Below are 19,299 nucleotides of genomic sequence, written 5' to 3' on the forward strand. Positions count from 1 at the left end.
TCAGTCAAATCACCGAATCACCCGTGTCTGCTTTCACGTGTTCACGACCGTCCCTGGCTCCGGCGACGGTCAAGGCGTCGGCTTCTGCTTCGGTGATGTAGACCCGTTTGCCTTCTATCTCCACGAACGACATGGCTCTTTCGCTATCCGTCAGGACTTCCAGGGTGTCGCAGATGCGAATTTCCTCGCCATGTTCAACGGTGAAAAAACAGACTTTTTGCTCGGGGTTGGATTCGTCGATTCGAACGGGCATGGCGGCAGTTCCTTTAATCCGGGGGGCAGCTCTTTAGGAAGCGCAACGCGGCAATCGTTCTGCGCAACCGATTAATGGTCAGCGTTGTCCATCGTTCATCAAACCAATAACAAGGACTGGACGATGGAAGACTGGTGGGACGAAGTGTGGACAACCCTGCAGGCGGAATTCGCCGATATCGGCGACGCGTCGCAAATGACCCGCATCACCGTGCGCCTGTTGATGGCGGCGATTCTTGGCGGGATTCTCGGCTTCGAGCGCGAGCATAAGGGCAAGGCTGCAGGCGTGCGTACGCACATGCTGGTGGCGCTGGGGGCGGCGCTGTTTGTGCTGGTGCCGCAGACGTCCGGGGCGGAGTCCGATGCCATGAGCCGCGTGCTTCAGGGCGTGATCGCCGGGATCGGCTTTCTCGGCGCAGGCACTATTCTGAAAAATCAGCAAGGCGAAGAAGCCCATGTCCAGGGCCTGACCACCGCTGCGGGGTTATGGATGACGGCTGCGATTGGCGTGGCGGCGGGCCTGGGTAGGGAAGCGACGGCATTGCTCAGCACCATTCTGGCGCTGGCGATCTTTAGCGTGATGCCTTACGTGGTGAGGGTATTCGAGAAAGATGTCGAGAAGAACGACAAGCTCTAGCGCACGGATCGTCCCCGACTGATCGCTCCCACGCTCTGCGTGGGAACGATCAGAACATCATGTGTTGGACAGGTAACGAATGTGTCAGACGACCACCGGCGGCATCGTACTCGGCGGTTCTTCCTTGGGCGGTGGCGTGGTGCCGGGTGGCTCCTGCTCAGGGACCGGTGGCGGCTCGGTCTCCGGCAGGGTGGGTTTGTCGATGTTCGGATCGGGCGTTTCCGCCGGGATCGGGATGCTCATCTAATGACCTCCGTGTGGCACATGGCGTGAGAAGTGCTTAAGTGGATTGACCCGTTGACGGTTAATTCGATCCGCCTGGCGTCTTGATAATTTCATCTGAACTTTTCCCCGCGCCGGTTGCTCGGAACCTTAGTGAGTTCATGACCGGGCCGGCGCTTGGTCGCCAATCCCGTTCCGGCACAAGAGCGTCCTTGGGGCGTTAAGGAGAGATGCTCAATGACTGCTGAAAGACCTTCAGAGCCAAGTTACAACCCGCACATGCCGCTGTCGCAGGCGTTGCTGCTGCCACGTATCGTGATCGAAAACACCATGCCGACCCTCGACGGGGGCCAGTTCGCCGCCAAATCCATTGCCGGGCGCGAGGTGGTGGTGACCAGCAAAGTCTTTGCCGACGGCCACGAAAAGCTCGCCGTGCGCATCCGCTGGCGCGAAGAGGGTCAGGAGACCTGGCAAACCGAGGTGATGTCCGATCAAGGCAATAACACCTGGAAAGGCCAGTTCCGTCCCGAGGAACAGGGCCGCTATCTGTATTGCATCGAAGCGTGGATCGACCATTTCGCCAGTTTCCAGTACGAACTGGAGAAGAAGCACAACGCTTCGGTGCCGGTTTCCCTGGAGTTGCAGGAAGGCCGAACCATGGTGCAACAAGCCGCCGAACGCAGTGAAGGCCAACTGAGCGAACAGCTCGCCGCGCTGCACCATGAATTGTCCGGCCTGCTCGAAACCGAGCAGGTCGCGCTGTTTCTGCACTCACGCAGTGCAGAGCTGATGGCCCAGGCCGACCACCGCGCCTACCTGAGCGTCAGCGCGGAGTTCCCGATGGACGTCGAACGTGAGCTGGCCGAATTCGCCAGTTGGTATGAGCTGTTTCCCCGCTCGATCACGGACGACCCCAACCGCCACGGCACCTTTAACGACGTGCACTCACGGCTGCCGATGATTCAGGACATGGGTTTCGACGTGCTGTATTTCACGCCGATCCATCCGATTGGTCGCGCCCACCGCAAGGGCCGCAACAATTCGCTGACCGCCGGCCCGGATGATCCGGGCAGCCCTTATGCGATTGGCAGCGAGGAGGGCGGTCACGAGGCGATTCACTCGCAGCTCGGCACCCGCGAGGACTTTCGCAGACTGGTGGCCGCCGCCGCCGATCATGGCCTGGAAATCGCCCTCGACTTCGCCATCCAGTGTTCGCAGGATCACCCGTGGCTCAAGGAGCATCCGGGCTGGTTCAACTGGCGCCCCGACGGCACGATCAAATACGCCGAGAACCCGCCAAAGAAATACCAGGACATCGTCAACGTCGATTTCTATGCGCCGGATGCGATCCCCAGCCTGTGGGTCGAGCTGCGTGACATCGTCGTGGGTTGGGTCAAGGAAGGCGTGAAGATCTTTCGCGTCGACAACCCGCACACCAAGCCGCTGCCGTTCTGGCAATGGCTGATCGCCGATGTGCGCACCTTGTACCCCGAAGTGATTTTCCTCGCCGAAGCGTTCACCACGCCGGCGATGATGGCACGCCTGGGCAAGGTCGGTTATTCGCAGAGCTACACCTATTTCACCTGGCGCAATAACAAGGCCGAGCTGGCCGAGTATTTCACCGAACTGAATCAATCGCCGTGGCGCGAATGCTACCGGCCGAACTTCTTCGTCAACACGCCGGACATCAACCCGGCGTTCCTGCACGAGTCAGGGCGTCCCGGTTTTCTCATCCGCGCCGCTCTGGCGACCATGGGCTCGGGCCTGTGGGGCATGTATTCCGGTTTCGAACTGTGCGAATCGGCGCCGGTGCCGGGCAAAGAGGAATACCTGAATTCGGAAAAGTACGAGATCCGTGTCCGCGACTTCACCGCGCCCGGCAACATCATTGCCGAGATTGCCCAGCTCAATCGCATCCGCCGACAGAATCCGGCGCTGCACACGCATCTGGGCCTGAAGATCTACAACGTCTGGAACGACAACATTTTGTACTTCGGTAAACGCAGCGCCGATGGCAGTAATTTCATTCTGGTCGCTGTCAGCCTCGATCCGCATAACGTTCAGGAAGCGAATTTCGAGCTGCCGTTGTGGGAAATGGGCCTGCCGGACGACGCCACGACCCATGGCGAGGACCTGATGAATGGGCATCGCTGGGACTGGTACGGCAAATACCAGTTCATGCGCATTGACCCGGCTTATCAGCCGTTTGGCATTTGGCGGATTACCGCTACGTAATGATCGTTCCCACGCTCTGCGTGGGAATGCATCCCGGGACGCTCCGCGTCCCAAAGCGGACGCAGAGCGTCCAAGGCGGCATTCCCACGCAGAGCGTGGGAACGATCGTCTTGGGACGCCCATAAAGTATTCAACAGGAGTTCCACATGGCGAAGAAACCCAAGGCAGCCGCCTTCATCAAAGACCCGCTCTGGTACAAGGACGCGGTGATCTATCAGGTTCACGTCAAATCGTTTTTCGACTCCAATAATGACGGGATCGGCGACTTTCCCGGTTTGATCGCCAAACTCGATTACATCGCCGATCTTGGCGTCAACACCATCTGGCTCCTGCCGTTCTATCCCTCGCCACGACGTGACGACGGCTACGACATTGCCGAATACCGTGGCGTGCACAGCGACTACGGCACGATGGCCGATGCCAAGCGGTTTATTGCCGAAGCGCACAAGCGAGGGCTGCGGGTTATCACCGAGCTGGTCATCAATCACACCTCAGACCAGCACCCGTGGTTCCAGCGAGCACGCAAGGCAAAACCCGGCTCGGCGGCTCGGGATTTTTACGTGTGGTCCGATGACGACCAGAAGTATGACGGCACGCGCATCATCTTCCTCGACACCGAGAAGTCCAACTGGACCTGGGACCCGGTCGCCGGCCAGTATTTCTGGCACCGTTTCTATTCGCACCAGCCGGATCTGAACTTCGACAATCCGCAAGTCATGAAGGCCGTGCTGTCGGTGATGCGCTACTGGCTGGACATGGGCATCGACGGCCTGCGTCTGGACGCCATCCCGTATCTGATCGAGCGCGATGGCACCAACAACGAAAACCTGCCCGAGACACACGACGTTCTCAAGCAGATTCGCGCCGAGATCGACGCCAATTACCCAGACCGAATGTTGCTGGCCGAAGCCAATCAATGGCCGGAAGACACGCAGCTGTATTTCGGCGACACCGATGCGGCGGGCCTCAACGGCGACGAATGCCACATGGCCTTTCATTTCCCGTTGATGCCGCGCATGTACATGGCGCTGGCTCAGGAAGACCGTTTCCCCATCACCGATATTCTGCGTCAGACGCCGGAAATCCCTGCCAACTGTCAGTGGGCGATTTTCCTGCGCAACCACGATGAGCTGACCCTTGAGATGGTCACTGACCGCGAGCGCGATTATCTGTGGAATTACTACGCGGCTGACCGTCGCGCGCGCATCAACCTCGGGATCCGTCGGCGTCTCGCTCCGCTGATGGAGCGCGACCGCCGGCGCATCGAACTGCTCAACAGTCTGCTGCTGTCGATGCCCGGCACGCCGACGCTGTATTACGGCGACGAAATCGGCATGGGCGACAACATCTATCTCGGCGACCGCGACGGGGTGCGCACGCCGATGCAGTGGTCGATCGACCGCAATGGCGGGTTCTCCCGCGCCGATCCGGCAAGCCTGGTGCTGCCGCCGATCATGGACCCGTTGTATGGCTACCAGTCGGTCAACGTCGAAACCCAGTCTGGCGATCCACACTCGCTGCTGAACTGGACACGGCGTCTGCTCGCGGTGCGTAAACAGTCCAAGGCCTTTGGGCGCGGGACACTGAAAATGCTCTCGCCGACCAACCGTCGTGTGCTGGCTTATACCCGCGAATACACCGACGCTGACGGCAAGCACGAAATCATCCTGTGCGTGGCCAACGTCTCGCGCAGTGCGCAGGCGGTCGAACTGGACCTGTCGGCCTACGTCGGTATGGTGCCTGTCGAAATGCTCGGCGGTAACGCGTTTCCGCCGATCGGCCAGTTGAATTTCCTCCTGACCCTGGCGCCGTACGGTTTCTACTGGTTCGCCCTGGCAGCAGAAAATCAAATGCCGAGCTGGCACGTCGAGCCGGCGCAAAGCCTGCCGGACTTCACCACGCTGGTGCTGAAAAAACGCATGGAAGAGCTGCTCGAAGCGCCGTCGCGCACGACGCTGGAACAAAGCATCCTGCCGAGCTGGCTGCAAAACCGCCGCTGGTTCGCCGGCAAGGATGCTGCGATCGACAAAGTGCATGTTGCCTATGGCGTGCGTTTCGGCGATGCGCAGCACCCTGTGTTGCTCAGCGAGATCGAAGTCACCAGCGGTGGTTTGACCAGCCGCTATCAACTGCCGTTTGGCTTTATTGCCGAGGATCACGTCGGCCCGCCGTTGCCACAGCAACTCGCGTTGTCGCGGGTGCGTCGCGTGCGTCAGGTCGGGTTGATCACTGATGCGTTCAGCCTCGAAACCTTCGTCCGTGCCGTGCTGGAAGGCATGCAGAACAACGCTGTGCTGGAATCGGTCGAAGGCGAGATCCGCTTCGAACAGACGCCGCATCTGGAAAAACTCGGCCTGGGCGCCGAGTCGGATGTGCGCTACCTGTCCGCCGAGCAATCGAATAGTTCGGTGGTCATTGGCAACAGCCTGGTACTTAAGCTGATACGTAAAGTCGCTTCTGGCGTACACCCGGAACTGGAGATGAGCGCTTACCTGACCGAGGCCGGGTTTGCCAATATCTCTCCACTGATGGGCTCGGTGATTCGTCGCGACGCACAGGGTGAAGACAATCTGTTGATGATTGCCCAAGGCTATCTGAGCAATCAGGGTGACGCGTGGGAATGGACGCAAAACAACCTTGAACGGGCGCTGCGCGACGAGTTGGCCGATGCCGTCTCGGAACAGGAGCAGCACTACAACGCATTGGGCGAGCTGAAGGACTTCGCCGGTATGCTCGGGCAGCGGCTGGGCGAGATGCATCAGATGCTCGCGGCGCCTACCGACAATGCCGACTTCGCTGCGCAAGTGTCGTCAAGCAAAGACATGCAGGCCACTGGCAAAGACGTCACTGCGCAGGTCGAACGCGCGCTCAAGCTGCTCAAGGAACATCAGGGCGAACTGAACGCGGCGGATCAGAAACTGGTCAAGCGTCTGCTCGACGAGAAGAAAACCATCCTCGCCCATGTGCAGGACCTGGCGAAGAAAGCCACGGGCGGTTTGCGCATTCGTGTGCACGGCGACCTGCATTTGGGCCAGGTGCTGGTGATCAAGGGCGACGCCTACCTGATCGACTTCGAGGGCGAACCGGCGCGGCCGCTGAGCGAGCGGCGCGGCAAGCACAGCCCGTACAAAGATGTCAGCGGCGTGCTGCGCTCGTTCGATTACGCAGCGGCGATGACGATCAACGTGCACAACGTTGACAACAGCCCTGAAGCCGAAGCGGCGCGCAAACGGGTCGCCGAGCGCTACCTGCGCGAAGCCCGCGAGGCATTTGTGCAGGCATATCGCGAGGCGGCAGCTAGTCTTGAGCATGCTTGGCAGGATCCCGAGGGGGCGGACGCCGCGCTGGCGTTGTTCGGCCTGGAAAAAGCGGCCTATGAAGTGGCCTATGAAGCCGAAAACCGTCCGACGTGGCTGCCCGTGCCTTTGCACGGTTTGTATGGATTATTGACAGGGCTTAAACCCTTTTCCGATCTTGGTGGAGAGTAGTCATGAGTTTCTCGAACAAGGAACAGGGTGTGGTAAATGAAGCATTGTTACCCTCGGCAAGAGACATCGATGCGTTGGTCCGTGCTGAACATCAGGACCCGTTTTCGATTCTGGGCCCGCACGGCGATGGCGCTGGCGGGCAATTCATCCGGGCTTATCTGCCTGGTGCGCTGAGCGTTGCAGTGCTGGACAAGGACAGCGGCGAGGACATCGGCGCGTTGGAGATGACCGAAACGCCGGGGCTGTTCGTGGGCCATTTCAATCAGGCCCGACCGTACCTGTTGCGCACGCGCTGGGCCGGGGGCGAGCAGGTCGCTGAAGATCCTTACAGCTTCGGCCCATTGCTCGGCGAGATGGACCTGTACCTGTTTGCCGAGGGCAATCACCGCGACCTCAGCGCTTGCCTCGGTGCGCAGCTGAAAACTGTCGATGGCGTTGATGGCGTGCGCTTTGCCGTATGGGCGCCGAATGCCCGGCGCGTGTCGGTGGTGGGCGATTTCAACGTGTGGGACGGCCGCCGCCATCCAATGCGCCTGCGTCATCCCTCCGGCGTCTGGGAGTTGTTCATTCCGCGCCTGCAAGCGGGGGAGTTGTACAAATACGAAATCCTCGGCGCCCACGGCATCCTGCCGCTAAAGGCCGACCCGATGGCGCTGGCCACCAGCCTCCCGCCGGACACCGCCTCGAAAGTCGCCGCGCCGCTGCAAATCGATTGGCATGATGACGACTGGATGAACGCCCGCCATGACCGGCAGAGCCGTTCCAGACCCTTGTCGATTTACGAGTTGCACGCCGGTTCCTGGCAATGCGAGCTGGATGATCTCGGTGAGGTAGCGCGTCAGTACACCTGGCCGGAACTCGCTGAACGCTTGATCCCGTACGTGAAGGAACTGGGCTTCACTCACATCGAACTGATGCCGATCATGGAGCACCCGTTCGGTGGTTCATGGGGTTATCAACTGCTTTCGCAATTCGCTCCGAGTGCCCGTTACGGCACGCCTGAACAGTTTGCCGAGTTCGTCAACGCCTGCCACAAAGCCGATATCGGTGTGATCCTCGACTGGGTGCCGGCGCATTTCCCGACCGACACCCACGGGCTGGCCCAATTCGACGGCACCGCGCTGTACGAATACGCCAACCCGCTGGAAGGTTTCCACCAGGATTGGGACACGCTGATCTACAACCTCGGCCGCACCGAAGTGCATGGCTACATGCTGGCGTCGGCACTGCATTGGCTGAAGCATTTCCACATTGATGGGCTACGCGTCGATGCGGTCGCCTCGATGCTTTATCGCGACTACTCGCGCAAGGCCGGCGAATGGGTGCCTAACCGCCATGGCGGCCGCGAAAACCTGGAAGCGATCGAGTTTCTGCGTCACTTGAACGACGTGGTTGAGCTGGAAGCGCCGGGGGCATTGGTGATCGCCGAGGAGTCCACTGCATGGCCGGGCGTCAGCCAGAGCACCCAGCAGGGTGGTCTCGGTTTCGCTTACAAGTGGAACATGGGCTGGATGCACGATTCGCTGCATTACATTCAGCAGGACCCGGTGTACCGCGCCCATCACCACAATGAACTGAGCTTTGGCCTGGTTTACGCCTGGTCGGAGCGCTTCATTCTGCCGATCTCCCATGACGAAGTGGTGCACGGCAAGCATTCGCTGATCGACAAGATGCCCGGCGACCGCTGGCAGAAATTCGCCAACCTGCGCGCGTATCTGAGCTTCATGTGGACCCATCCGGGCAAGAAATTGTTGTTCATGGGCTGCGAGTTTGGGCAGTGGCGCGAGTGGAACCATGATCAGCAGCTCGATTGGTATCTGCTGCAGTATTCCGAGCACAAAGGCGTGCAGAAACTGGTTGGCGATCTCAACCGTCTGTATCGCGATGTGCCGGCACTGCACGACCAGGATGATGCGCCGCAAGGTTTCCAATGGTTGATTGGCGATGATGCGATCAACAGCGTCTATGCGTGGTTGCGTTGGAGCAAGGACGGCTCGCCGGTGCTGGTGGTCGCCAACTTCACGCCGGTGCCGCGCGAGGCGTACCGGGTTGGCGTGCCATTTGATGGTCGCTGGGAGGAACTGCTCAACAGTGATGCGGACATTTATGCCGGCTCAAACTATGGCAACGGCGGCGGGGCGCAGGCCGAAGCAGTCCCAAGCCACGGCCAGGCCTTGTCGCTGGAACTGAACCTGCCACCGTTGGCTGTACTGATCCTCAAACCGCAGGGCTGATTCAGAACTGCGTCGTTGCGATTCGCGAGCAGGCTCGCTCCCACAAAAGATTGCATGACTGTGGGAGCGAGCCTGCTCGCGAAGGTGGCAGGTCAGGCAGCCACCATTGTTTACCAGCGCATCCGCACCCCAAGGCTGCCAATCAGCCCGTTCAGATCATTGTCATCCACATCGCTGCTGTAATCGGCGCTCATGTAAAGGCTCACTGCTGGCGTCACTCGCGCCACCAGTCCCAATCCCAGCTCGACTGTCGATGACTTGCGGCTGCTGCTGATCTTGTCTACCTGATCCAGCGTTACCGTGTTGCCCGTGTACACCGTGTGCCAGAGATTGGTGCGCACGTATGGTTCGACCGGTAAACCGTTCAGGTCATAACTGCCTTTTAACCGCGCACCCACGCGCCCGCTCCACGCGCTCATGTCGCTCGATGAGCCAGTGCCGCCACTGGCGTTGGGCGTGTTGAGGCTGACGCGTTGGTTGATCAGCTGCGCCTGAGGCTCAACCACCCAGTTTTCGCTCAAGCCGATCGGATAACCGCCCTCGACCGAAAACGTAATCGCGCTCCCTTCGGCAGCCTGGCGTGCGCCCTGGGAATTGCGGCTGAATCCATTGACGCGACCGCCACTGGCTGAAAGGTCGACGTGCCAGCCTTGCAGGCCCGTCAGACTGTAATATGCACCGACGCTCTGGCCTTGCAGGCTGAGAGCATCGGTTGAAGGATCAGCGAGGGCGCGATGGCTGATTGGGCCATTGGCATTGGCGTGGATCTGATTCTCGCCGCCGATCAGGCCGAGGGTCTGGGTGTAGCCGCTGGCGCTTTTCAGGGTCAGGACAGCCGGTCCCTTCAAGGGGCCGCTGCCGGGCGCCGCGAACCCGGAGGACAGTATGTCGGTTTGCGCTTGCCGCGCGCCCTGGCCGTAGAATCGGTCCCATGCGCCCGGCGCGATTTCTTCGTTCATGAAACGCTCCGGTCGCGCCTCGGAGCGCTGCGGACCGGGGGTAATCACGGTCACCGGCAAATTCAAAACCGGGGCATTTTCTTGGTACCAGGACACGGTTTCATCCGCCACGGCGCCAGCCTGCGCCTCCATGGATGAGCACAGCAGAATGGAGCTCGACACTGTGCAGAGGGTGAATTTTATCTCGCGTGGTGTGATTGAAATTTTCATGGCGGTCTACCTTGCAGGCGCATGTGGCATCTCGGTTGTGGCGCCTCTCCTACCCGAACGAGGGGCGACCGAATGGAGCGAGGCGAGCCGTGGCTGCTCGCTTGCGCGGGTTCCGAAGGCTCGCCCCGGTTAATGATTCCGGGGGTAGTAAGCATGAGATAAGAAGAATCAGGAGCCCGCGTCAAGAAAATGGACGATAAGCGGTAGTGGCAAATTGCACGACGCAACTGTTTGTTTTTTGGCAAATAACTAAGTGGTTGTTTGTAGAGCGAAACGCGGCGAAAGCCGCGCGCTTGAGAGGTTGGGTTACCGACAGAAGGTCTACCAGCTGACCCTCACGCCCAGATTGCCGACCACCCCACGCTGATCGTTACTGTCGATATTCTGGCTGTAATCAGTGCTGGCAAACACACTGACAGTGCGGTCGAGGGTTAATATCACACCGAGACCGACATCCGCTGTGGAGGACTTCTGCTGCGTACTGATCACGGTACTGTCGCCGAAGGTGACCGAGTCGGTACCGGAAAAGGTGTGCCACAGGTTCGCGCGCAGGTAAGGTTCTACCGGCAAGCCACTGACCTGATAGCGGCCCTTGAGTCGCGCACCGAGGCGGCCGGTCCACGCGCTGTCGGAGTCGAACGACACTCTCGAGATGCCATCGTCCTGGCTGTCCAGTGAGATTTTCTGGTGAATGACCTGGGCCTGCGGCTCGACCACCCACGTGTCGTTGATTGAAAACGGGTAACCCGCTTCGGCCGAAAGCGTCAGTGCATGGCCACGGTTATCCAGCTTCACACCGCGATCGGAATGGTTGTCGCCATCGAAGCGGGTGCCCATTACCACCGTGTCGACATACCAACCGTGCGGATCGCTCAGCGTCCAGTACAGGCCGTAGCTGTCGCCCTCGAGTTTGATCTTGCCGGCGCTGTTGTTTTGGAAACCTTCGTTGAAGCCGTCGACATCGCCTCGCAAGCGACTATGCCCGACGAAAAAGCCGAGCCGTTGGGTCAGGCTGTCCCCGATCAGCGAACTGTAAAGATCATTCCCCACCTGAAAACCCTTCAGTGAACCGTCGAGGCTCGGCGCGACCGTACCCGCCCACGTCTGATCAAGGTTTTTGCCGTAGATCCGGCCCCAACCCGCACCGAAGGCGCCCGTCTCGCTGAGTAGACGTTGATCGCCCTGACGGTCATGGAAAGTACCCAGAGCATTGAGCGTCAACTGTGCGGCGGCGGGCGGCAGCACCGACCAGGTCGGGACCTCGGGGCGATAAAGAGGGATGGGCGCAGCACCCGCCACTGCTGCAGGCAACACCGGCAATGGTGGGCTGCCGGCCGGCGCCACGGCAGCAATCGGCGTGACAACCACCGGCACCATCATCGGTGGCAAGGTCGGGTCGGGGTTAGGCACGCTGATCATTTGCGGCGCGACCACGGCGGAGCGCAGGTACCAACTGTTCTCTGTGCCGGGAGTGACGCCACCCTTGAACAGGTAGTAATCGTAAGCCCCGGCAGACACCGGGCCGTTCAAGGTAAACGCACTATCGCTACTGACCGTGCTGCCTTGGGCTTGCACGAGTTGAATGCCGTTGAGCTGAGTCAGCGCGCCAGCCCCGCCGACGTTACTGACGCTGATCACCGTCGCACCGTCGAGGCTGCCGTTGTTGACCACCAGTCTGTCGCTCGGAGAATCATCGCCCGCGACGACGCTTTGCAGCAATAACTGGCCGCCGCTGCCGACGTAATTACCGCCGATCGTCAATGAATCGTCGGTGCGGCTGTTATTGCGGGTCAGATCGATCACGCCGGCGTTGTTGAAGGTTACGGCTCGCCCGGTCAGCGCAGGCGATACCGCCCCTTGCGTCGACAACACCACGCTGGCGTCATCAACATTCAGCACGCCGGTACCGGTCCCAGCGTCGCCCAGCGCCAGAGCATCCGAGCCAAGGTTTAGCGTGCTGTTGCTCAGGTCGAGCGTTTCCCAATTGCCGAAGCGCGCGGGCAGGGCGGTTTGAACGTTATCGAAAGTCAGCCTATCGGTGCCGACACCGCCGTCGGTCCTCGGGGTCAGCGCAAGGATGCTGTCGTCCAGATTGCGCAAGGTTGCGCTGTCACTGCCGACATCCATCAGAATCGCCGAGCGGATGATGCCACCACCGTCCCATAGCAAGCGGTCATCACCAGTGCTGGCACGGATCTCGCCGCCGATTTCCCCTCCGGTGACGGTAATGCTGTCGTTGCCACCGCTGACGCTAACGTTGCCGCCGATGCGCCCGCCGGAAAAGATAATGGTGTCAGTGCCGAATCCGGTGACCAGATTGCCGGTGATCTGCCCGCCGGACAGATCAAAGAAATTGTTGTCCAGCTTCATGTCGACCCGGCCTATGGTACCGCCGGTCATGCGCGCGATATCGCCATCTTCGAACGCCGAAACGATGGTGCCACCCGTCATCAGGAACGTGTCGCGACCGTCGCCTTGGGCGAGAAATCCGAGGGAGCCGCCGGTCATCACAAAGTCGTCGACGCCGGCGCCTTGATTGACAGACAGGGTAATCACGCCGGAATTGATCTCGACCCGGTCAGCGCCGGCACCGAAGGTCACGCTGCCATTGATCTGGCCCGTGCCGTTGACGGGCAAGGTCAGGCTGTTGTTACCGGAGAGATCGGTCAGCGCGCTGCTGGTGCCGCTGTCGCAGGTGAAGGCATCGTTGCCAGGCCCGGCAACCAGCGAGCAGGCGGCCGAAGCGGGTGAACTGTCCAGCAGCAGGTAAGCAGGCAGCATCAGGATCGGTGGCAGCACCCGCAGGTTTCTGGCAAAGCGCGTCATGACAATTCCCTGTATCCGAATGGGGAATTCATCCTTGAGCGAGCGCTGGATCGCCCCGTGCAGTTGATGCACTTTGTGAGATCCATGCTCTAACGAATTGAATGCGCTACTCCTTGTGCTGCTGTAGGTGTAGATGGTTTTGCCCGCTGATCAAGCGGCTCTGACAGACGGTCAATCAAGATCGGCCTACAAATGCACTTCAACCGCCAATGGCAAATGGTCCGACAGATGCGTCCACGGCTTGTTGCCGAGGATCCTCGGGTCATGACTGCTGGCGTTGCGCAGGTAGATTCGGTCGAGGCGAAGCAACGGGAAACGCGCCGGATAGGTTTTCGCGGGGCGGCCATGATGGCGTTCGAACGCTTCGTGCAGATAATCGCGGCGGGCGAGGGTGGCGTTGCCCTGAAGTTGCCAGTCATTGAAGTCACCCGCGATGATCACTGGCGCGTCCTCAGGCAGAGATTCGAGTAACTGACAGAGCAGTTGCAACTGCAACTGGCGATGGCTTTCGAGCAAACTCAGGTGCACACAGATCGCATGCACCTCTGCGTGCCCCGGCACATCCAGAACGCAGTGCAGCAACCCCCGGCGCTCGGGGCCGGTGATCGAGACATCAAGGTTGCGATATTCGCGAATCGGGTATTTCGACAGCAGGGCATTGCCGTGGTGGCCGTCGGGATAGACCGCGTTGCGACCGTAGGCGAAATCGCTCCACATGCTGTCAGCGAGAAACTCATATTGGGAGGTTTGCGGCCAGTCGTTGTAACGGCTGGAATGCCGCTCGTGCTCGCCGACCACTTCTTGCAAAAACACCAGATCAGCCGAAGTGCTGCGCACCGCCTCACGCAGCTCCGGAAGAATGAAACGCCTATTGAGCGCGGTAAAACCCTTGTGCGTATTGACCGTCAACACCCGCATGCGATGGATGACTGGCGTGTCGACGGTTTGCGGCTGGGGATCGCTGGACACGGTTACTCCTCTGAATCCTGAGTGCCTGTTCATGCGACTGATGAGCGCAGTGGCAGTTCCGTCTGAGCGTGGCCACGTTCAAAAGATCGCGGGCTTGATCGTTCCCACGCTCCGCGTGGTAGCGCCTCTGGGGACGCTCCGCGTCCGGTGACGCAGAGCGTCACGGGCTGCATTCCCACGCAGAGCGTGGGAATGATCGGAGGCACTGGGCATGGGGAAGATCGGAGATACCGGGTGCGGGGACGATTCAAGGTGCAGGTCGCGGGCTCAAGGAAGGTCAGACAAAGACAATTTCATAGGGCAAGCGCATCCGCTCCAGCAGCACCGGTGGCAGTAGCGGTGCGATGCCGATTGCCGGTTCGCCCTTGAGCTGGCTGGCGTAGGCATGAGTGGCGTGGCTTTTGCGCGCGACTGTCCAGGTGTCGAGACGCAACTTGCGCGCACGCTCCCAGGGGATCAGTTGCTGATCGCGCTCCGGCCAGTGCCAGGCCCACACCGCGACATCATGGAAGCGCGCTCCGACCCGTTGCGCCGCTTCAAAACCCGCCCGGCCGACCACTTCATGATCGGGGTTGCCATCCTTTCGCCAAGTACTGAACACCATGTCACCCGGTCGCAGGTAACGGCTGATGAAGTCAGTGAGCTGGCTTTGCTGATCGCTCAGCGCGTTGTCGGTGAAGCCGCCGCGCACCCACTTCAGGCTGTGCATGGGCAAACCGAGACGACGCAGGGCTTCGACACTTTCCTGCGGGCGGAACACGCTCAGGCGTTTTTCCGACCATTGCCGGGAGCCGGGATGGCTGGCGCTGCCATCGGTGATGGACAGCAGTTGCAGCGGGTGGCCGAGACTGGAGAGCAATTGCAGCAGGCCGCCACACGTGACGACTTCATCGCCTGGATGCGGGGCGATGACCACGGCGCGGGCGCCGGCGGGGACAAGGCTGTGGGTGTTGATGACAGGAATATTGTCGAGCTGCGGTGCGCTGTTCCAGATTTGCGCCGGCAGGCTGTGTTCGTTGAGAAATGACGGTTTCATGAGCGCGACGTCCTTGTTGTATCTCGCCCTCAGTCGCAAGCAGCAAACGCTGGTCGCGGCCCGTGAAGGCATGGATTGCAAACGTGCAGTGCTCCAACCCCTGGATTACCGCGAGGCAGAGTATTGCTCAAGACAGCGGATTCGTCGCGTCACAGATCAATCTGCACCGTATTTTTTTATTACAGCTGTGCTGCCATCGATGCTCACAGAAACACCACTTCGAAGGGTTGTAACAGCCGTTCAAGCACAAAAGGCGCCAGCACTGGCGCAAGACCCGCGTCCCGATCGCCTTCCAGCTGGCTGGCAAAGGCGTGCGCCGCGTGGCGTTTACGTGCGATGTGCGTCGGCGACAGCAGAATCTTGCGCGCCCGATCCCACGGCACCGAAGCGTCTTCCGGGGTCGCCCAATGCCATGTCCAGACCGGAAGTTCGTGACAGCTTGCACCGACGCGGCGCGCCGCTTCGACGCTGGCGCGACCGACCGCCTCGTGATCGCTGTGTCCGTCATCGCGCCACGTGGTGAACACCACATCGTTGGGGTGCAGATAGCTGGCGATAAATTCGCACAACTGCGCTTCCTCTGCCGCTACCCGGGTATCGGTGAAGCCGCCACGCAACCATTTCAGACTGTGCATCGGCAGACCGAGACGGCGCAGGGCTTCGGCGGATTCCTGCGGACGCACTACGCTCAGGCGTTCAACCGGCCAGCGTCGCGAGCCGGGGTGGCTGGCGCTGCCGTCGGTGACCGAGACCAATTGGAGGGCGCGTCCGGCCGCTGCCAGCAGTTGCATGATCCCGCCGCAGCCCAGCACTTCGTCATCGGGATGCGGCGCCACAATGACCGCCCGCGAGCCGGGCGGTACCAGACTCAGCACATCGATAGCGGGTAGTTCGATCAGACGCCGGGAAGCCTGCCATTGTTGCAACGAGGTGCCTTGGCCGACGACCGGGTTGTCCTTCATAACGCCCAGACCTCGCCGGGCTGGCTCGCGACCTGTCGGCCCAGCGCCGCCAGGTCTCGTTCGGCCTGACTCTGGCGCAGAAAAACCGGCAGGTCGGTGCTGAGTCGGGCCAGGTGCCGATCCTGGCAAAACGGTCCGGCCCCCAGCGCGCGACCGACCTCACGCATCACGTGTTCGGCACATTGTTCGACCACGGCCCGCGCCCGCCGCGCCAACAATTCCGCATCGGCTTCGGGCTGGGCATCGATGTGCAGCGCACTGAAGCGCAGCACATCAGCAGCGCCTTGCAAGGCACTGTCAGTGGCGCCGAGATGGGCGAGTGCGTGAGGGTTTTCCTGCTGCGCGCAATGCTGGCGAAGGCTTTCGGCAATCTGCCGCGCGGCGCCGTACCAGCATGCCGCGATACCGATCCCGCCATGCCAGAACCCCGGCCTTCGCAGGTAGTCGCCGGGATCGCCGATGGCCTGCGCCTCGGCGTTATCGAACAGCACTTCAACGCTGCCGGTGGCCGCCATACCGACCGCTTGCCAGCCTTGCTCGGTAACGATCACCCCAGGCTGATCGAGCGCCACCGCTACAAGTTGTTGCTGGTCGTCAGCATCCCATGCGGTCAGCAACGCATGGCTGAGTACGGCAGCGCCGGTACACAATGCCTTGCGCCCGCTAAGCGCCACCATGTGCCCGGCCGGACTGACCTTTACTCGCGCTTGCGGCAGTTCTGCGGCCCACATTCCCCAGGTGCTGCCGGGTGTGGGCGTACCGCCCAGTTGCTTGATGATCGCCAAGGCGTCCGTATGGCCCTCGAAGAGTTTGCACAACCCCAAATCATGCGCGCCCACCTCGGCCAGACGCTGGAAACGCTCCAGCGTGTCACCACTGCCGGGTAACGGCAGGCGATCCAGCCCGGCCTCGACCATCGCCCGCAGGCAACGGCCGAGGGCGATGGTGTCCGCGTAATCAGGCGGACGTCGGGCCAGATAATGTTGGAAGTCCATGTCACTCTTCTTCGTCGCGTTGCAGTTCGAACAGCAGCAATGAGCGCCCGGTCACCGAATACTCATGGCCAAAGTCGAAGCGTTCCTGCCCACGAATCGAAGGTTGATTTGTGTCGATCATGCAGGTCCAGAAGCCACCGTCCGGCACTTCCGGCAAGACGAAATTGACGATGTCGTGGTGCGCGTTGACGACCAGCAGCAACGTCGCATCGCCACCTTTACGGCGGATTCCGGTTTCTTGCGCACGACCATCGAGCAGCATGCCCAGGCAGCGGTTGTTGGCGTCATGCCAATGCTCGGTGGTCATCTCGGTGGCGTCCGGCGCAAGCCAGGTCACGTCCTTCACACCGATGTCTTCGTTGTACTCGCCGACCAGGAAGCGACCACGACGCAGAATCGGATAGGTCAGGCGCAGCTTGATCAACCGTTTGACAAACTTGAGCAGGGCCTTGCCGTCTTCGCTCAGGTCCCAGTTGACCCAGCCGATCTCGCTGTCCTGGCAATAGGCGTTGTTATTGCCATCCTGGGTGCGCGCGAACTCATCACCGGCAACAATCATCGGCGTGCCTTGAGCCAACAGCAGGGTGGCGAAGAAATTGCGCATCTGGCGGTGACGCAACTCGTTGATGTCCGGATCGTCGGTCGGGCCTTCGACACCGTGGTTCCACGACAGATTGTTGTTACTGCCGTCCTGGTTGTTCTCGTCGTTGGCTTCGTTGTGCTTGTCGTTGTACGAGACCAGATCGTTGAGGGTAAAACCGTCATGGGCGGTGATGAAGTTCACCGACGAATACGGCCGGCGCCCGCGCTGGTTGAACATTTCGCCGGAGGCGGTCATGCGGCTGGCGAAGTCGGCGAGTTGGCCGTCATCGCCTTTCCAGAAAGCACGTACGGTGTCGCGGAATTTGTCGTTCCACTCGACCCAGCCCGGCGGGAAGTTGCCGACCTGATAGCCACCGGGGCCGCAGTCCCAAGGCTCTGCGATCATTTTCACCTGGCGCAATACCGGGTCCTGGCGGCAGGCCACAAGGAAGCTGTGACGCTCGTCGAAGCCATCGTGGTAACGGCCAAGAATGGTCGCCAGGTCGAAACGGAAACCATCGACGTGCATCTCGCTGGCCCAGTAACGCAGCGAGTCGGTGACCATTTGCAGCACGCACGGGTGGCTGAGGTCCAGCGTGTTGCCGGTGCCGGAATCGTTGATGTAGTAGCGCTTGTCGTCAGGCATCAAGCGGTAGTACGAGGCGTTGTCGATCCCGCGCATCGACAGGGTCGGGCCTTGCTCGTTGCCTTCGGCGGTGTGGTTGTAGACCACGTCGAGGATCACTTCGAGGTTGGCTTCGTGCAGGTGCGCGACCATTTCCTTGAATTCGGCGATCTTGCCGCTGGCCAGATAACGCGGATCCGGGGCAAAGAAGGCGATGCTGTTGTAGCCCCAATAGTTGGTCATGCCTTTTTGCAACAGATGCTGATCGTTGACGAAGGCATGAATCGGCAGAAGCTCGACCGAGGACACGCCAAGCTTGCGGATGTGCTCGAGCACATCGTCAACCATCAAGCCGCCGAAGGTACCGCGCAGGTTTTCCGGTACCGAAGGGTGACGCATGCTGATGCCGCGCACGTGGGTTTCATAAATGATGGTCTTGTCCCACGGCACGCTGACGCGGTGATCGTTGCCCCAGGTGTGCGCCGGGTCGATGACCTTGCACTTGGGCACGAAGGGCGCACTGTCGCGTTCGTCGAAGCTCAGGTCAGCGTCGGGATGGCCGATGGTGTAGCCGAACAGCGCTTCCGACCATTTCAGCTCACCGACCAATTGCTTGGCGTACGGGTCGATCAGCAACTTGTTGTGGTTGAAGCGGTGGCCGTTGGCCGGGTCGTAAGGACCGTAAACGCGATAGCCATAAATCAGGCCTGGATGCGCATCGGGCAGGTAGCCGTGGTAAATCTCATCGGTATATTCCGGCAGTTCGATGCGCTCGAGTTCGACTTCGCCGCTGTCGTCAAAAATGCACAGCTCGACCTTGGTGGCGTTGGCGGAAAACAGAGCAAAGTTCACTCCCAGGCCATCCCAGGTCGCACCGAGCGGGAAGGGCAGGCCTTCACGGATTCTCGACGGCTCGGCGTGCGCAGCGGGTTCGGCTTGCTTTGAACGGGTCATGATTGCTCCTGCAAAAAAACGGGACAGTTCGGTTTACATCAATCCCTGTGGGAGCGAGCCTGCTCGCGAATGCGGTGTGTCAATCGATTCAAATGTCAGATCTGAAATCGCAT

At 60.6% G+C, this 19,299-nt stretch carries 13 protein-coding genes; 4 read left to right on the forward strand and 9 right to left on the reverse strand.

From position 1 onward, the window contains the following. Positions 1 to 4: 4 nt before the first annotated feature. Positions 5 to 253: a DUF3203 family protein gene (locus HU727_RS04465; RefSeq protein ID WP_186528457.1), complete on the reverse strand. Its 249-nt coding sequence runs from the start codon at positions 251 to 253 to the stop codon at positions 5 to 7. 123 nt (positions 254 to 376) lie between these two features. Between HU727_RS04465 and HU727_RS04470 the strand changes: the two genes are divergently transcribed. Next, positions 377 to 889, forward strand: coding sequence for an MgtC/SapB family protein (locus HU727_RS04470; protein ID WP_186528458.1), 513 nt, complete (start codon positions 377 to 379; stop codon positions 887 to 889). Positions 890 to 973: 84 nt separating this feature from the next. On the opposite strand, the gene HU727_RS04475 is transcribed toward HU727_RS04470, so the two are convergent. Beyond that, positions 974 to 1,132, reverse strand: a complete 159-nt coding sequence (locus HU727_RS04475; RefSeq protein WP_186528459.1) for a hypothetical protein — start codon at positions 1,130 to 1,132, stop codon at positions 974 to 976. Positions 1,133 to 1,348: 216 nt separating this feature from the next. Here HU727_RS04475 and HU727_RS04480 point away from each other — a divergent pair, with 216 nt between their 5' ends. The 3 genes from HU727_RS04480 (at position 1,349) to glgB (ending at position 9,068) form a co-directional block, all read left to right on the forward strand. Continuing rightward, the gene (locus tag HU727_RS04480; protein ID WP_186528460.1) at positions 1,349 to 3,346 is read left to right on the forward strand and encodes an alpha-1,4-glucan--maltose-1-phosphate maltosyltransferase; all 1,998 of its coding nucleotides are present in this window, start codon (positions 1,349 to 1,351) and stop codon (positions 3,344 to 3,346) included. A 146-nt stretch (positions 3,347 to 3,492) separates the two neighbouring features. Next, entirely contained in the window at positions 3,493 to 6,834 is a 3,342-nt protein-coding gene (gene treS / locus HU727_RS04485) for a maltose alpha-D-glucosyltransferase (protein ID WP_186528461.1), read from the forward strand. A 2-nt stretch (positions 6,835 to 6,836) separates the two neighbouring features. Continuing rightward, positions 6,837 to 9,068 (forward strand): 1,4-alpha-glucan branching protein GlgB, encoded by a 2,232-nt coding sequence (gene glgB, locus HU727_RS04490; RefSeq protein WP_186528462.1) that lies wholly within the window; start codon positions 6,837 to 6,839, stop codon positions 9,066 to 9,068. A 110-nt stretch (positions 9,069 to 9,178) separates the two neighbouring features. Here the strand turns inward: glgB and HU727_RS04495 are convergent, their stop codons facing one another. The 7 genes from HU727_RS04495 to glgX form a co-directional block, all read right to left on the reverse strand. Then, positions 9,179 to 10,237, reverse strand: coding sequence for an autotransporter domain-containing protein (locus HU727_RS04495; RefSeq protein WP_186528463.1), 1,059 nt, complete (start codon positions 10,235 to 10,237; stop codon positions 9,179 to 9,181). Between the two features lie 321 nt (positions 10,238 to 10,558). Then, positions 10,559 to 13,063: an autotransporter family protein gene (locus HU727_RS04500; protein WP_186528464.1), complete on the reverse strand. Its 2,505-nt coding sequence runs from the start codon at positions 13,061 to 13,063 to the stop codon at positions 10,559 to 10,561. A 186-nt stretch (positions 13,064 to 13,249) separates the two neighbouring features. Then, entirely contained in the window at positions 13,250 to 14,032 is a 783-nt protein-coding gene (locus HU727_RS04505; RefSeq protein WP_186528465.1) for an endonuclease/exonuclease/phosphatase family protein, read from the reverse strand. A 277-nt stretch (positions 14,033 to 14,309) separates the two neighbouring features. Further along, a complete protein-coding gene (locus HU727_RS04510) occupies positions 14,310 to 15,068 on the reverse strand; it encodes a PIG-L deacetylase family protein (RefSeq protein ID WP_186528466.1) in 759 nt (252 codons plus the stop codon). Positions 15,069 to 15,271: 203 nt separating this feature from the next. Continuing rightward, complete coding sequence (locus tag HU727_RS04515) at positions 15,272 to 16,030, reverse strand: PIG-L deacetylase family protein (RefSeq protein ID WP_186528467.1); 759 nt, start codon at positions 16,028 to 16,030, stop codon at positions 15,272 to 15,274. Continuing rightward, positions 16,027 to 17,025 carry an acyl-CoA dehydrogenase family protein gene (locus HU727_RS04520; protein WP_186528468.1) on the reverse strand — a complete coding sequence of 333 codons (999 nt, stop codon included), beginning with the start codon at positions 17,023 to 17,025 and terminating at the stop codon, positions 16,027 to 16,029. Before HU727_RS04520 ends, HU727_RS04515 begins: the two co-directional genes overlap by 4 nt. Before the next feature lies 1 nt (position 17,026). Continuing rightward, positions 17,027 to 19,186, reverse strand: a complete 2,160-nt coding sequence (gene glgX, locus HU727_RS04525; protein WP_186528469.1) for a glycogen debranching protein GlgX — start codon at positions 19,184 to 19,186, stop codon at positions 17,027 to 17,029. Positions 19,187 to 19,299 lie beyond the last annotated feature (113 nt).

This window comes from Pseudomonas khorasanensis, assembly GCF_014268505.2.
Classification (GTDB): domain Bacteria; phylum Pseudomonadota; class Gammaproteobacteria; order Pseudomonadales; family Pseudomonadaceae; genus Aquipseudomonas; species Aquipseudomonas khorasanensis.

Excerpts from the sequence above, each read along its gene's own strand:
- HU727_RS04515 (WP_186528467.1), bottom strand. The coding sequence starts at position 16,030 with ATGAAGGACAACCCGGTCGTCGGCCAAGGCACCTCGTTGCAACAATGG.
- HU727_RS04510 (WP_186528466.1), bottom strand. The coding sequence starts at position 15,068 with ATGAAACCGTCATTTCTCAACGAACACAGCCTGCCGGCGCAAATCTGG.
- HU727_RS04520 (WP_186528468.1), bottom strand. The coding sequence starts at position 17,025 with ATGGACTTCCAACATTATCTGGCCCGACGTCCGCCTGATTACGCGGAC.
- HU727_RS04470 (WP_186528458.1), top strand. The coding sequence starts at position 377 with ATGGAAGACTGGTGGGACGAAGTGTGGACAACCCTGCAGGCGGAATTC.
- treS (WP_186528461.1), top strand. The coding sequence starts at position 3,493 with ATGGCGAAGAAACCCAAGGCAGCCGCCTTCATCAAAGACCCGCTCTGG.
- HU727_RS04475 (WP_186528459.1), bottom strand. The coding sequence starts at position 1,132 with ATGAGCATCCCGATCCCGGCGGAAACGCCCGATCCGAACATCGACAAA.
- glgB (WP_186528462.1), top strand. The coding sequence starts at position 6,837 with ATGAGTTTCTCGAACAAGGAACAGGGTGTGGTAAATGAAGCATTGTTA.
- HU727_RS04480 (WP_186528460.1), top strand. The coding sequence starts at position 1,349 with ATGACTGCTGAAAGACCTTCAGAGCCAAGTTACAACCCGCACATGCCG.
- HU727_RS04495 (WP_186528463.1), bottom strand. The coding sequence starts at position 10,237 with ATGAAAATTTCAATCACACCACGCGAGATAAAATTCACCCTCTGCACA.
- HU727_RS04500 (WP_186528464.1), bottom strand. The coding sequence starts at position 13,063 with ATGACGCGCTTTGCCAGAAACCTGCGGGTGCTGCCACCGATCCTGATG.
- glgX (WP_186528469.1), bottom strand. The coding sequence starts at position 19,186 with ATGACCCGTTCAAAGCAAGCCGAACCCGCTGCGCACGCCGAGCCGTCG.
- HU727_RS04465 (WP_186528457.1), bottom strand. The coding sequence starts at position 253 with ATGCCCGTTCGAATCGACGAATCCAACCCCGAGCAAAAAGTCTGTTTT.